Origin of the sequence: Synechococcus sp. A15-44, from assembly GCF_014280115.1 — a bacterium.
GTDB lineage: Bacteria > Cyanobacteriota > Cyanobacteriia > PCC-6307 > Cyanobiaceae > Parasynechococcus.
Map to the genome: position 1 here is coordinate 1,013,562 of NZ_CP047938.1, position 13,308 is coordinate 1,026,869.

The 13,308-nt window shown below is 59.1% G+C and carries 12 protein-coding genes; 10 read left to right on the forward strand and 2 right to left on the reverse strand.

Annotated features, from left to right (window positions below):
* Nucleotides 1-9 precede the first annotated feature (9 nt).
* The 3 genes from SynA1544_RS05685 to SynA1544_RS05695 all read left to right on the forward strand — a co-directional run bounded on the left by SynA1544_RS05685 (nucleotide 10) and on the right by SynA1544_RS05695 (nucleotide 1,647).
* Complete coding sequence (locus SynA1544_RS05685; protein ID WP_186515141.1) at nucleotides 10-306, forward strand: hypothetical protein; 297 nt, start codon at nucleotides 10-12, stop codon at nucleotides 304-306.
* A gap of 381 nt (nucleotides 307-687) precedes the next feature.
* Complete coding sequence (locus SynA1544_RS05690) at nucleotides 688-1,158, forward strand: hypothetical protein (protein WP_186515142.1); 471 nt, start codon at nucleotides 688-690, stop codon at nucleotides 1,156-1,158.
* Between the two features lie 189 nt (nucleotides 1,159-1,347).
* Nucleotides 1,348-1,647 carry a hypothetical protein gene (locus tag SynA1544_RS05695; protein ID WP_186515143.1) on the forward strand — a complete coding sequence of 100 codons (300 nt, stop codon included), beginning with the start codon at nucleotides 1,348-1,350 and terminating at the stop codon, nucleotides 1,645-1,647.
* A gap of 21 nt (nucleotides 1,648-1,668) precedes the next feature.
* Here SynA1544_RS05695 and SynA1544_RS05700 read toward each other — a convergent pair whose 3' ends face one another.
* Entirely contained in the window at nucleotides 1,669-1,998 is a 330-nt protein-coding gene (locus SynA1544_RS05700) for a hypothetical protein (RefSeq protein ID WP_186515144.1), read from the reverse strand.
* 719 nt (nucleotides 1,999-2,717) lie between these two features.
* Here SynA1544_RS05700 and SynA1544_RS05705 point away from each other — a divergent pair.
* The 4 genes from SynA1544_RS05705 to chrA all read left to right on the forward strand — a co-directional run bounded on the left by SynA1544_RS05705 (nucleotide 2,718) and on the right by chrA (nucleotide 9,383).
* Nucleotides 2,718-4,865, forward strand: a complete 2,148-nt coding sequence (locus tag SynA1544_RS05705) for a PhoX family phosphatase (RefSeq protein ID WP_186515145.1) — start codon at nucleotides 2,718-2,720, stop codon at nucleotides 4,863-4,865.
* A 155-nt stretch (nucleotides 4,866-5,020) separates the two neighbouring features.
* Nucleotides 5,021-6,646, forward strand: a complete 1,626-nt coding sequence (locus tag SynA1544_RS05710) for a DUF2079 domain-containing protein (RefSeq protein WP_255477741.1) — start codon at nucleotides 5,021-5,023, stop codon at nucleotides 6,644-6,646.
* Between the two features lie 528 nt (nucleotides 6,647-7,174).
* Nucleotides 7,175-8,185, forward strand: coding sequence for an ACR3 family arsenite efflux transporter (gene arsB, locus SynA1544_RS05715; protein ID WP_186515147.1), 1,011 nt, complete (start codon nucleotides 7,175-7,177; stop codon nucleotides 8,183-8,185).
* Nucleotides 8,186-8,198: 13 nt separating this feature from the next.
* Complete coding sequence (gene chrA / locus SynA1544_RS05720) at nucleotides 8,199-9,383, forward strand: chromate efflux transporter (RefSeq protein WP_186515148.1); 1,185 nt, start codon at nucleotides 8,199-8,201, stop codon at nucleotides 9,381-9,383.
* A 90-nt stretch (nucleotides 9,384-9,473) separates the two neighbouring features.
* Here the strand turns inward: chrA and SynA1544_RS05725 are convergent, their stop codons facing one another.
* Nucleotides 9,474-9,803, reverse strand: a complete 330-nt coding sequence (locus tag SynA1544_RS05725; RefSeq protein WP_186515149.1) for a metalloregulator ArsR/SmtB family transcription factor — start codon at nucleotides 9,801-9,803, stop codon at nucleotides 9,474-9,476.
* A 73-nt stretch (nucleotides 9,804-9,876) separates the two neighbouring features.
* On the opposite strand from SynA1544_RS05725, the gene SynA1544_RS05730 reads away from it, so the two are divergent.
* The 3 genes from SynA1544_RS05730 to SynA1544_RS05740 are packed head-to-tail and all read left to right on the forward strand — an operon-like array spanning nucleotide 9,877 to nucleotide 12,338.
* Complete coding sequence (locus SynA1544_RS05730; RefSeq protein ID WP_186515150.1) at nucleotides 9,877-10,980, forward strand: rhodanese-like domain-containing protein; 1,104 nt, start codon at nucleotides 9,877-9,879, stop codon at nucleotides 10,978-10,980.
* A 45-nt stretch (nucleotides 10,981-11,025) separates the two neighbouring features.
* Nucleotides 11,026-11,535 carry a rhodanese-like domain-containing protein gene (locus SynA1544_RS05735; RefSeq protein WP_186515151.1) on the forward strand — a complete coding sequence of 170 codons (510 nt, stop codon included), beginning with the start codon at nucleotides 11,026-11,028 and terminating at the stop codon, nucleotides 11,533-11,535.
* On the forward strand, nucleotides 11,532-12,338 hold the full coding sequence (locus SynA1544_RS05740) for a sulfite exporter TauE/SafE family protein (protein ID WP_186515152.1): 807 nt from the start codon (nucleotides 11,532-11,534) through the stop codon (nucleotides 12,336-12,338). The genes SynA1544_RS05735 and SynA1544_RS05740 overlap by 4 nt, the downstream gene beginning before the upstream one ends.
* Nucleotides 12,339-13,308 lie beyond the last annotated feature (970 nt).

Genomic DNA, 13,308 nt, shown 5'->3' on the forward strand with positions numbered 1-13,308 from the left:
TTTGTGCAGGTGAGCCCCGCTGATCAGGCTCGAAAAGAAATTCGGGACATGATTGATGCGATCTCGTCGGTCGTCGTCCGCGAGCATGCTGTGGATGAGAGTTTTGTGATCAGTGAAATCAAGGCATACATTTCCGGTCGTGATTTTGCAGCACAGAATGACGGTGATTTGAAAGTGATTCAAGACACGCGCAAGCAAAAACTGGGTGCTGGCAACCTTGGCGCCGTTCTGAATGGGCTCCGATCCAAAGTGCAATGGATCAGTTCGATTCGTTTTGCTTCTTTCCCGCCTGAGGGGGCGAACTAGCCAGGCAGGGTTTGTCCTCGCTGCATCGCTCCTTCCATGCGCTGGGGTTCTGGGCCTCCACGCTGATCCCCCCTTGCTGTTGATCAGAACAACAGGTTGGGCGATCTCAAAGTAGGCTTCGCCACGTTGTTTTGGCGTTCCTCACTCAGTTCCTGAATGGAGTTGCTTGCTTTTCTGCTGGCTGTCCTGGCGACTGCTTTTGTTCTCTCCAAGGCGATAGGCAGGCGCATAGCTCGAAGGCGCAAGAAGGCTAGGCCCATCAGGGTGTCTGGCTTTCGAGGTTCGCGATCCGCTGAGCTCCGAGCACAAGCTTCTGAGGTATCACCGTCTTCAGCATTGATGGGTTTGGAGGACCCGCCAGCACCGCCTCACGCACCTCTGGTGGAGGCTGTTGATTCTGAACTTGACTGGTCGTTAGGAGGCGAGGGCGCGGGCAAAACCCCTTCTGAGGTCTTGGCGCAAATGTTTCCACAAGTGCATGGCGTTGAGAAGCAAGATTGGACAGCTTTGAAGAATTCTCCAGAGAACAAAAACAATCTTGATTTGATGCTGGCTTGTTGTAAGGCTGAGATCGAGTCATCTCAGAGCAAGCACATTTTCCCTACGCCCGACTGCTTTAAGCGGGTTGCAAGCCTTTTGCGCAAGCAGAAGGACTATGCCCGCGAATTAGGAATTGTTGAGCTCTATTGGTTGCTGTGTGATTCTGTTTTTGAGGAGGTGAAGCGACGGGATGGCCTCCGTGCCCAGCTGATGGCCCAGCATTCGGCTCTAAAAGCTGGTTTCAAAAAACGCTACGATAAGGCCCAGCTTTTGCTGCAGTTGAAGAGAGAAGATGCTTCATTACCTCAATAGCTGTAAAGATGCAATAGCTTTCTGCTCGAAATGGGCTGTGCTGAAGTCGTGTAACCGAATCATTGATTGTCGTTTGGCATCGCTTGGCTTGTGCAACGGCTTTTGCTCTTATGCCTTCTTTTACGTGTCATTAACCAGGGCATGCCACGGTTTCAAGATTGATTTCAGGGTGATTTGCCCTGTTCGCCAATGGCGTCAAACCTGAGCGATCAAGCCCTTCAGGATTCTTTCGCGATGCGATTGGCGAGCATTCGCCGCAGCCGTTACTGGATGAACGTCACGGATATCGGCGAGGCGCTCCATGATTTGCGCCCGGCGGTGATTGACTTGATTGAACTTTTGGAGGAAATGCAGCATCAAAAGCCAGAGGATGTTCCCTACGACCCCGGCCGAGATCCTGATGTTGCCCTGCTGGACGACACCATTCCTCTGCTTAACCGCTTGGCCATCTTGCTGAAACAGCAAGACGACAGTCACTCCGCTGCTTGATGCCCAGGCGCGGGCTGAGAGCTAATCCATCAGCCAGTCAAAGTCATCGTCGCTGTTCCAACCTCTGCTCTGTACTGGCCTTCGTTTCCTTGGCTGGGCCTCTTCAGTGATCATTGGCGGTGGAGCAAGCAAGGCCGGCAAAACAGGCAAGGCTTGCTTGTTCACTTGATAGGGAATCACCTGCAACCGTACGGGGGTTGCTGCTTGTGCGGGCAGCACGGACCACAGCATCAACGCCAGCACGACCCTTCGCACGACTGCCTGTTTTGATCGTTTCCCATCTTCCGTCGTATTGCCCTGGGCTCGACAGTCATGAAATTCTTTGTCGCGTGTGTTCCGTGACACGTTCATTTCTCTGTGTCTCGTCTCACCATTGATTCTGGTGGAGTTGTGAAATGAGTCTTAAAGCCTTCCTGGGTGGATTGCGATTTTCGATTGCAATCAGTTTGCTGGGTTGGACGATCTGGTTGTTTGTGGAACATCAGCGTCTCCATGGCCGAGGTTGCTTAACCGAATCCGCATGGACCACCCAGAATGATGAGATTTACGATCGCGAGTTGAAGGTGGAGTGATGTTCAAACACTTTTCGTTTTCCAGTCCGGTTTGGCTGATTCCTGCTGTGTTCGTCTCCATTGTGTGCGTCATTCAGACCATGCACGTTGTTGAGCACGGGCGCTACTGCAAAACCAGTGATGAATGGCGCCAGATCTATGACCAGAAGGCTTCAACCATGCAGGCGGCCGAATCTGAGGATTAGGCGTTCAGGGTTTCTGGAATGGTGTGTTCCAAGGCACGTGTATTTCGTGCGGATTGAACTAAAGGTGGTTGATGTTTTGTGGCCCAATGCCTTCAGCTTCACCCCCGCTTGAACATCCTTCCAGCGCCCCTGCTGATCTGCATGTTAAGCAGTTGGTTCGTGAAGCTTTAGGCGAACTGGCTGATTCACCACTGGATGGTGAGGATTACAACCGCGTTGTTGATGCCTTCGTGCGTCGGGGTCTGATCTAGATCCGTGGCAGTGATCGTTGCACCACCACTCAACCGCTGATCGCTTATTTCACGCAAAGCCGATGACGTTGCGCCGCCGTTCTGTTCTTTCTCTGCTCGGACTTGGCACGGCCGGCATGGTGACAGCACGCGTGTTCTCTGAGGGCTCTCTAGTTCCATTGGCGGAACGTGGAGGACTGCGGAGTCGACCATTTGACCCCGTTCCCGTTCCGCTCCCCGTCGAGGGCGATGGTTTAAGGGCGTCCGAGCAGCGCAACGTTTATCGCGACATCTCCCTTGAAGATCGGCTCACGCTGCCAGAGGGATTTCGCGCTGACTTGCTGGCGGCCTGGGGCGATCCCCTAGGAGGCAGCCGTTTCGGCTTCAACAACGACCATCTGGGTTTCGTTCAGCACGGGCCTGATCACGCCTCGATGACGGTCAATTTCGAATACATCAGTGCCTTGCCTTGGGCTGAGGGTTTCGAGGATGTGATCGGTCAAGCCATTCCGTTGTCACGCCTGGTGGAGCAGTTGGCACCGGCCGATGGGGAGATCGACTGCACACCACTCATGGCTGGGGATCCCCTTCTGGGCCTGATTCGGGGTGTGGCCGATCAGGCCATGACCGATCTGGGCTTCGGGGTGATGAGTTTGCGACGTGACCCCCAGGGGCATTGGATTCGTGCTGACGCCGACAGTGATCGGCGCATCACCGGGATCACGGGGTTGAGCGATCCCTCTAAGCGGTTGGTCAGCACCGGACCCGCTGCGGTGGTGTTCAGGGCCGAACAGCGCCTCGGTTACGACGATGGCCTCGGTGATGGCATCGTTGGCAGCTTCGCCAACTGCGGTGGTGGCACCACCCCCTGGGGCACGGTGCTGAGCGCCGAAGAAAACATCCAGTCGCAGGTGCCGGAAGCGGTGTTTGCCGATGGCAGCTCTGTGCCTCCATCGGCATGCCCCTTTCTCTGCCGTGAAGGGAAGCTGGCCGGTCTGGGCAATGTTTACGGCCTGGCGGGCAACAAATACGGCTGGATGGTTGAGGTTGATCCGCAGCGCCCAGGCCATGCGGTTCGTAAACACACAGCCCTTGGACGCTTCCGCCATGAGGCCGTCGCGGTAAGGGCCGAGGCAGGTCGGCCGCTGCAGGTGTATTCGGGTTGCGATCGGCGTGGCGGGCACCTTTACAGATTTGTCAGCAGCGACAAACTCACCGACGTGGCCGACAAAGCGAATTCAAGGCTGCTGGAGGCCGGTGAGCTTCAAGTGGCCCGCTTCCATGCCGATGGCTCCGGCGAGTGGTTGTCCTTGACGCCGGATGCTGTGGTGGATCCCTTCCGGCCGAGCCGTTTCAGCGAAGCGAACCTCACCTGCCCCGTGGAGCTGCCCCACCGCGACCGCGGCCGCGCCGGTGCAGAGCTGTTTCGCGACGACGCCTCCGTTGCGGCCTATGCCCAGCAGTTCCGAACGCTGGCCGATCTGTATCGCGGAGAGGGTGAAGCCCTCCAGGGAGCCATCCTGATCGACGCGCATCTGGCCGCCAGCGCCATCGGTGCCACCCCAACGGCTCGACCGGAAGACACCAAGATTGATCCGATCAGCGGGGACCTGCTGATCGCTTTCACGTCGGGTTCTCCCGGCGGAAAGGGTGGTGCCGATCCGGCTGTGTTCCGTGGTCCGCAGGGCCAGAGCAGCTGGGGCCATGGCTGGGTGATGCGGCTGACGGAGCGTGGGGAGCGTGGCTTCCGCTGGACCATGGCTGTGACTGGCGGTGAGCCCTGGGCTGGCGGCCTTGGGCTGACCAATCCCGACAACCTGGCCCTGGATCAACAGGGCAATCTCTGGATCGTGACCGATCGCTCGATGAAGTCTGCCGCAGGCGATGTTTTCGGCAACAACAGCTGCTGGTGGGTGCCGCGGGATGGGGGCTCAGCCCTTTGCTTCGCCACCGGGCCCATGGAATGCGAACTGACTGGGGTTTGTCTGGATCAAGAGGAAAGCAGCCTTTTCCTGGCGGTGCAGCACCCCGGTGAAGTCCATGGTGCTCGGGTCTCCGGCGGCATTGAGTTCCAGTCGCACCAGCTCGTGGATCGTGAGGGCGCATCCTTCCAGCAGTTGCGTCAGGTGCCGCTGGGTTCCAATTGGCCGGCTCAGGCCCCCGGCCGGCCGCCCCGTCCCGGTGTGGTCGCCATCCATCGGGTCAATGGCGAACCCCTTCTGCCGGGTTGAGCCGGCTTGGTGAGCATGCACCGTTTCAGGCCTTGATCACCCAGTTGCTCTGCACTCAATCTGTTTGAGCTCTTGCTCAGAAGCCCAGGTGCTCCACAGCACATGAAGCTGATGAAGTCGCTGCAACGCTGAGCTGCCTTGAATGAAGCGTGCAGGTGCCGTTGTTGACGTCCCGTCGCGTCCTCATTGCTGCTGGTTTGTTCGCCGTGATCTGCCTGGGCCTGCAGGCCTGGCGTTCTTGGGTCCTGTTGGCCAGCTACGACCAGGGCATTTTTCAGCAGGTGCTTTGGAACAGCCTGCACGGCCATTGGTTTGAGAGCACCCTCTCCTCGCAACTCTCCACCAACGTGGAGCATGCCGGAGAGCTGCCTTCGGTGGATTACGAACGGCTTGGCCAGCACTTCACACCAACCCTGCTGATCTTCGCTCCATTGCTGGGGCTGCTCGGGGGAGCCGCCCTCCCGTTGGCTCAGGTGGGCCTCATCACTGCTGCGGGTCTTGTGCTGCATCGCCTTGCCAGTGGTTGTTTGCCGGAACGCACTGCCAACTGGATCGCCTACGGCTATTTCGGCGGCAACGCCTTAATCGGTCCCACCCTCGGCAACTTCACGGATCTCTGTCAGCTGCCTTTGGCCGTGTTTGTGCTGGTGCTGGGCCTGGTGGAACGGCGCACCGGGCTGATCCTGTTGGCCGCCGGCCTGATGCCCCTGATCAGAGAAGACACGGGGGTGCTTCTGGTGGCAGTTGGCTTCTGGTTGTTGGTTCGCGATCGCCAACGCTGGCCCCTGGCTTTGGCATTGATCAGCTGGGGAGGGGGATGGGTGTTGCTGTGCACCAACGTTCTGATGCCGCTGTTCTCAGACGACAACGCCAAGCGCTTCATGGTGGAGAACTTCGGTCAGTACCTCAGCGATGGGAACAGTGGAGGAGGCAGCAGCCTTGCGGTTCTCCAACGAATGTTGTCTCAGCCATTCCTGCTGTTTCAGCAACTGGTGGACCCCCCCGGAGGGACCATTCGCTACCTCCTTGGCCACAGCCTGCCGTTTCTGTTCCTACCCCTGATCAGCCTCGATGCCTGGCTGCTGGCGGGCCCAAGCCTGCTGGGTCTGTTTCTGGCGCAAGGCGCGAACAATCCCCTCGCGATCACCATTCGCTACACCCTGCTGGTGGTGCCTGGCTTCGCCCTTGGCACCCTGTTCTGGTGGCAGCGGCGCCCCCACCTACAGCTGGGGCCTCGCCTCAGGCTGGCTTGGGGCGCAGCCATCAGCCTCTCTCTGCTGCTCACGTTGACCAGCAATCCCCATCGCAGCCTCTCCTTTCTTGTTCCTGCCAGCGTGCAGCCATGGGTGCACAGCAGCCCGGCTGAGCAATGGAGCCATGGTGCAGCGGCTCGGCGTGCTTTGGCTGTGATTCCTCCGCAGGCCAGCGTTGCCGCGAACACGCCTCTGGTGCCTCTGCTTGCCCGCCGCGAGGTGTTGGTGCGCTTTCCCTTCAACACCGACTATCTGCACCGCAAGGGCCGGCCTCAAAGCGTGGACTGGGTTGCTGTGGACCTCGATTTGCTTCAGCGTTACGGCCGGGCGTTCGCAGGAGATTGGCGCCAGCTCCGCAACAGCAAGCGCTGGATTGAGCAGCATCGCCAGGCCTATCGCGTTCAATCTCTGGAGGATGGCGTTGTGGTGCTTCAAAAAGAAGGCCCGATTCACGCTCCACTGGAATTGGCTCTGGACCAGACCTTGCAGCAACCGCTTCCAGCCAATCCGCGCCTGCGGCGCTCCTGAACCACGGCTCCGCCTCAAAAAGGGATGAATGTCAAGCCGATTGAGTTCCACTTCACTGCCAACAGTTCGCTGATATCCGATCACTGCACAGTGACGCGGTGACGTCTCACTCATTAAAAATCAAGAGATGTGATTCTAAGAATTCATCCACGGTTGTTGACGTTAACCAAGTGGCCTCAGTGGGTTTGAATCTTGGTATTCACAGGTGTCAGAGATGCCTCACTGGCGGCTTGAGCATTGTTCCGATGTCACGCTTTGTTCAGCGAATGCCCGCTCCGACGCCAGTTTCCAAGGGTTCGGTACAACCAGCGCAAAGATCAAGATGGCCCAAGGAAACAGGCCTATGGGTTTTTCAGTCATCGATATTCAGGCACCACCTTGAAATTGTGAGTCAGGTGGTTTAAGTGAGATTTGTGGATGGCTTTAGGAACAATTAAGCCATGATGGGCGTGTATTCCAAAGCACATCCTTTGGTGAGTGGAACCTGCTGGAGGTAGGGTTCTCCCATCAAGAATTCTTGATGAATTGATGGGTCTGTTCGAGCGCTATCTCTCCATCTGGATTGGCATGGCGATCGTGGTTGGGGTTGGCCTTGGTGCTTGGTTCCCTGCTGCGGCGGTAAGCATTGCGGTCCTGGAGGCTGCGGGGATCAACCTGCCGATCGCGGTGCTGATCTGGGGAATGATTTTCCCGATGATGCTGGCGGTCGACTTCTCCTCCATCGGAGCGATTCGCCATCAGCCGCGGGGGCTGTTGGTGACGGCAGTTGTGAACTGGCTGATCAAGCCCTTCACCATGACGGCTCTTGCCTGGCTGTTCATCCGTGGCGTGTTTTCCGCCTGGATCCCGGCAGCCATCGGCCAGGAGTATGTGGCCGGGATGATTCTTCTTGGCGTCGCTCCCTGCACGGCGATGGTGTTCGTGTGGAGTCGTCTCAGCGACGGTGATCCCAACTACACCCTGGTGCAGGTCGCGTTGAACGACCTGATCATGGTCTTCGCCTTTGCCCCGATTGCTGCGCTCCTGCTGGGGGTTTCGGATGTGTTGGTGCCTTGGGACACGATGCTCACGGCAGTGGGGCTGTTCGTTGTTGTTCCCCTGGTGGCCGGATGGTTCACGCGGCTGAGCCTGCGCAGTGTTCGCCGGATTGAGCGGTTGGAGACTCGGCTCAAGCCCCTGTCGATTGGCGCGTTGATCGCCACCGTGTTGCTGCTGTTCATGGTGCAGGCCCAGGCGATCCTGGCCAATCCGCTGGCCATCGCTTTGATTGCCATCCCTTTAATCCTTCAGACCTATCTGATCTTCTGGATCACGGCGTTTTGGATGCGCTCAGCAGGGCAGCCACGATCGATTGCGGCACCCGGGGCGATGATCGGCGCGTCCAACTTTTTTGAGTTGGCAGTTGCGGTGGCCATCAGCCTGTTCGGTTTGAACTCCGGGGCTGCCTTGGCCACGGTTGTGGGCGTGCTGGTGGAGGTTCCGGTGATGCTGTCGCTGGTGGCGATGGCCAACCGGAACCGACGCCTGTTCCCCGCCTGAGAGGCGCAGCACGATGCCCGCTCCGCTGCTGGTGTTTGTTCAGTTCTTCGTGTTGGGGTTGACCTCGTTCGGTGGCCCCGTGGCGCACCTCGGTTACTTCCACGAGAGGTTTGTGCAGCGGGAGCGTTGGATCACCGCTGAGGCCTACGCCGATCTCGTTGGGCTCTGTCAGCTGTTGCCGGGCCCTTCGAGTTCCCAGGTGGGCATGGGCCTGGGGCTGATCCGGGCCGGTTGGCTTGGCGGCCTGGCGGCCTGGGCAGGGTTCACCTTGCCTTCGGCTGTGTTGATGGTGCTGGCGGCGTTGCTGCTTTCAGCCCATCCCCGTTGGATCGATGGGGGCTGGGTGCATGGCTTGATGGTGGCGGCTGTGGCCGTCGTGGCCCAGGCCGTTCTGGGCCTGCAGCGCAAGCTGGCTCCCGATCGGCAGCGGGCCAGCCTGATGGTGGCTGCTGCTGTGCTGGTGCTGTTGGTGCCTCGCGTTTGGGCCCAGCTGTTGGCCCTGTTGCTTGGCGGATTGGTGGGTTGGTGCGCTCTGACGCCACCTGAGCTGGAGCCATCGGCACCTGAACGTCTCGTGGTTCCGGTGCGGCGCTCGGTGGCGGTGGTTTTGCTCGGTTCCGCTGTGCTGCTCTTCGTGTCTCTGCCCTGGTTGTCTGCTGAGGCCAGGCCGCTGCTGGTGCAGCAGCTCACTGGTTTCCTGCGCACCGGTGCTTTGGTGTTCGGCGGTGGCCATGTGGTGCTCCCCTTGCTGGAGCAAGCCTTGGTGCCGAGCGGGTGGATCGACCTGCAGCAGTTTCTGGCGGGGTATGGCGCAGCCCAGGCGGTGCCAGGGCCGATGTTCAGTTTCGCGGCCTTTCTTGGCTTTGATCTGCAGCCTGGGCTTCAGGGCATCGCCGGTTCTGTGATGGCGCTTGTTGCCCTCTTTTTCCCTTCGTTCTTGTTGATTGGCGGGCTCTTGCCCTTCTGGAGTGACCTGGGCCGTTTGGCTCCGATGCGTCGAGCCTTGATGGGCATCAATGCATCGGTGGTGGGCATCCTGCTGGCGGCGTTGTTTCAGCCCGTCTGGCAGACAGGCATCCGCGGAGGTGCTGAGTTCAGCCTGGCGTTGGTGGCGTTTGTGCTGTTGGTGGGTTGGCGGCAACCGGCGTGGCGGGTGGTGCTGTTCTGCGCGGGAGTGGGTGGTTTGACCCTGGCCTGATCCTGTTCTTTGCCGAATCACCGCTTGAAGGGGAGCGTGCTGGCTGGCTTTGATGTTGTGCAACTGAGCTTTCAATCCACTGAGGTGATCTCAGGCGTTGAGCGTCTTCAATTTGTCTTCGAGGGTCTGTCGCAGCCGCTGGCTCACCAATGAGCAAAGGTCGTCCACCAATGGATCGTCGGCATGAAAGATGAGCCGTTGGCCTTGGCGTTCGCTTCGTACCAGACCGGCCTGACTCAGTTGGCTCAATTGCCTGCTGATGTGTGACTGAGAAAAGCCGGTCTTGTTGATCAACGTCTGAACGTCACTGGGTGATGAGCGCAGTTCGCAGATCAGCTGCAGACGGGCGGGTTCACTCAGCAGCCTGAAAAATCGGCTGATTTCAGCGAGCTGGTCAGGGGTCGGCGTGGATGCAGGCAATCGCGGAAGAATTTTTCCAATTATGGCCCGATGCGGTTATGCGTGTATGGTCATAAAAGAGTTTGGCTTGGGGATGGGGGTATCGATTGCTTTCGATGCAGCGGGTGCGAGTTCTCTGCTGTTCCGGCAGTTGTGGGATTCAGGCACCGGAACGTTCACGTACCTCCTGGCCGATCCGCTGTCGTCAGAAGCGGTGTTGATCGATCCGGTGTTCGAGCGCCACAGCCGTGATCTGGCGCTGATCAACGAACTGGGCCTTCGTCTGGTGGCCTCCATCGACACCCACGTTCATGCCGACCACGTCACCGGAAGTTGGTGCCTGCATGCAGCCACCGGTTGCTCTATTGCTCTGGCAGCCGTAGCTGGTGCTGATTTCGTCAGCCAACCTCTTGCCCATGGCGACAGCATTGTGTTCGGGAGGCGTTCGCTCTCCGTTCGCGCCACCCCGGGGCATACCGATGGCTGTCTCACCTATGTGCTGGATGACGCCTCGATGGCCTTCACCGGCGATGCCTTGTTGATCCGCGGCTGTGGACGTTGTGATTTCCAGCAGGGCAGTGCCGAGGCTCTGTGGAACTCGATCAACAAGCAGATTCTCTCGCTGCCGCAGCACTGTTTGCTGTACCCGGGGCACGACTACGAGGGCCGCTCCGTCACAAGTGTGGCGGAGGAAGCCCGCTTCAATCCGCGGTTTGGTGGTGCAGCGCGCGAGCAGGATTTCATCGGCACCATGGACAACCTTCAGTTGCCCCACCCGCGCCGCATCGATGTGGCCTTGCCCGGAAATCTGCGCAGTGGACGTCCGCTGGAGGAGTCCGAATCCAGGAGCGACTGGGCACCCTTGCAGCGCAGTTATGCCGGACTTGATGAGATCACCCCTGACTGGGTCGCCGGCCATCTCGATGTGATCACCCTGTTGGATGTGCGCTCCAACGAGGAGTGGCTGGGGCCTGATGGGCGTGTGGCTGGAAGCCTTCACCTTCCACTGCCCGACTTAATGCAGAGCCTGGAGACGCTTCCGTGTGATCGACCCGTGGTGGTGACTTGTTATGCCGGGAGCCGCTCCGCTCTGGCCACCCAGCAGTTGCAGCGAAACGGGTTGAAGCAAGTCGCCAATCTGCGTGGCGGCTTGCAGCGCTGGGCGGCTGATGGCTACCCGCTGGAGCTGCCTAAGTAGCCGTTTGTTCCTTCTACGACCTTTTCATCGCCGTATCGCTTGTCCATGTCGCAACATCTCTCTCCCTCAGATCTTCAGACCCGTCTCAATGCAGTGACGGTGGTCGATGTTCGCCAGCCGATGGAAGTGGCTGGTGGTCGCATTCCCGGCAGCCGGTGCATTCCCCTTGATCGCCTGGAGCGGGCTGAACTGCCCGATGGGGATCTCGTCTTTGTCTGTGCCAGCGGCAATCGCAGTGCACAGGCGATGGCTGTGGTTCAGCAGCGGTTCCCCGCGCGCCCTGTAATGGACCTTGCTGGTGGCCTCGAGCGATGGCAAAGCGAGGGGTTGCCCGTTGAACGGCAGGCCGGAGCTCCCATGCCACTGATGCGTCAGGTGCAGATCGCCGCTGGGTCTTTGGTGCTGCTGGGGTTGATCGGCAGCCATTTTTGGTCCGCCGCCTGGATTGGTTTGAGCTGGTTTGTTGGAGCGGGCCTTGTTTTCGCTGGAGTCAGCGGGTTTTGTGGCATGGCTCGCCTGCTGGCTTGGATGCCCTGGAATCGGGTGCGGCTGTGACTGATCTGCTGCTGCTTGCCGTTGGTGCCTTGATTGGAGCGTTGCTGGCCTTGCTGGGTGCCGGTGGCTCGATCCTGCTGTTGCCACTGCTGGTCAGTGGCTTGTCCCTGCCGATGCGCGAGGCCGTGCCCCTGTCGCTGATTGTTGTGCTGTTGCTGGCGTTAACGAATCTTGTGCCGGCGTTGCGGCAACGGCGCGTGTCATGGCGCTTCGCGGCGTGGATGGGGGCTCCAGCCCTTCTGGGCAGCTGGATTGGCGCCGCTTGGGTCAAAGACGGTCTGATCGGCCCGAACCAACAGTTGCTCCTTTTTGCTTTTGCGGCTGCCGTTGCTGCCGTCTTGATGGCGCGGCCGGTTTCGGCAAGTTCTGCATCCACAGAGCCAGCGCGTTGGTGGTGGCTTCCGCCCCAAGGCTTGGGCGTTGGCTTGCTCACCGGGATTGCCGGCGTTGGCGGGGGCTTTGCTGTTGTTCCTGCGCTGGTCCTTTTGGGCCGGTTGTCGATGTCCCTGGCCTCCGGTACCAGCCTTTTGGTGATCGCCGCCAGCTCCCTGATGGCGTTGCTGGCTCACGGGGGATGGAGCGTGGAGGGTCTTCGGCTGCTGTTTCCTGTGTTGATTGGCGGTGGTTTCGGTGTCCTGCTTGGACAACGTTTGGTTCCCCATTTGCCAGAACAACGCTTGCGCCAGGGATTTGCTGCGTTGCTGCTGGTGTCAGCGGTCTCGAGCGGCGTTGAAGCCTTGCAGGCCAGAGACGCCCATGCTGATCAGCCCTCTGTCTTGATTGAACCACCCACGCATCGTTGATGTGTTCGATGACAATGGCTGAGATTTTGTTTGCAACATCACCACTTGGCGCCGGTCTCTGCTGCTGACCAACGATGGAATTTCTGGCCGCTGCTGCCGCTTGGGTTCCAGTTACAGGAACAGGCCTGAGGGGCTAGTCCCTGAGTTGTCCCTCATTTTTTGTGCAATTGGGCTGAATGATGTGCAACTGAGCCGTCTATCGACTGAGGTGATCTCAGCTCCGCGGATCACCAAGTCTTGTTTCGGATGACCGACGACCGGTGGCATTGGATGGCCACGCCGTTCCAACAATCGGTCGCTCTGCCTCAGAAGGCAATGAGCAGGACAGCTGATTGCCGAGTGCTCCACGGCTGCCGAGAGTGTGTGCATCGAGATCGGAGGAGCCCATGACGGCCGACACTCCACCTGAGCAAATCGCAGAAGCAGCCTGACTTTTTTGACCCCTGCTCCAACTTTTCAACTCAACCGTGAGCGCCTCGTCTGTGACGACACTGATGTGCGTCTGACCAGTCGACACTCCTCTGCACCGTTCGTCTAGGTGCCCCGTAGGAGTCCCGCTTCACACCTGGTCCAAATGGCCCCAGGGTTGCCACAAGCCAGACGCTTCGACCTTTTTCTTTCAGTCCCATTGCCATGGAGATCCCCAAAGGCAACACGTACTGACTAGGTCGACTGCCATGCATAAACGAGCGAGTTAGGCCGTCTCTTCCATCTGGGAGGGGCGGCCTCCTCTTTTGTTGAAGTGCAGGTGATCAGTTCCCTAGGACGCTTTGCTGTTTTTGCAGGGGCGTTCACCTCGCTTCAACTTGAGCCACATCGCCTTCTCTAGCGCCGTCAGCTTTGGATCAGTCTCATGCAATGCAGCTTCCGCACGTCGCCTGGCGGCAATGATGAAGCGGTCTGTCTTATCGACTCCGTCGAATCCCATGTCCCTAAAGAGGACGACAGTTGCAACGTAGACATACGAATC

Bases quoted from the DNA above. Each gene is read 5' to 3' on its own strand.
- arsB (WP_186515147.1), top strand. From the start codon at position 7,175: ATGGGTCTGTTCGAGCGCTATCTCTCCATCTGGATTGGCATGGCGATC.
- SynA1544_RS05730 (WP_186515150.1), top strand. From the start codon at position 9,877: ATGGGGGTATCGATTGCTTTCGATGCAGCGGGTGCGAGTTCTCTGCTG.
- SynA1544_RS05705 (WP_186515145.1), top strand. From the start codon at position 2,718: ATGACGTTGCGCCGCCGTTCTGTTCTTTCTCTGCTCGGACTTGGCACG.
- SynA1544_RS05695 (WP_186515143.1), top strand. From the start codon at position 1,348: ATGGCGTCAAACCTGAGCGATCAAGCCCTTCAGGATTCTTTCGCGATG.
- chrA (WP_186515148.1), top strand. From the start codon at position 8,199: ATGCCCGCTCCGCTGCTGGTGTTTGTTCAGTTCTTCGTGTTGGGGTTG.
- SynA1544_RS05735 (WP_186515151.1), top strand. From the start codon at position 11,026: ATGTCGCAACATCTCTCTCCCTCAGATCTTCAGACCCGTCTCAATGCA.
- SynA1544_RS05700 (WP_186515144.1), bottom strand. From the start codon at position 1,998: ATGAACGTGTCACGGAACACACGCGACAAAGAATTTCATGACTGTCGA.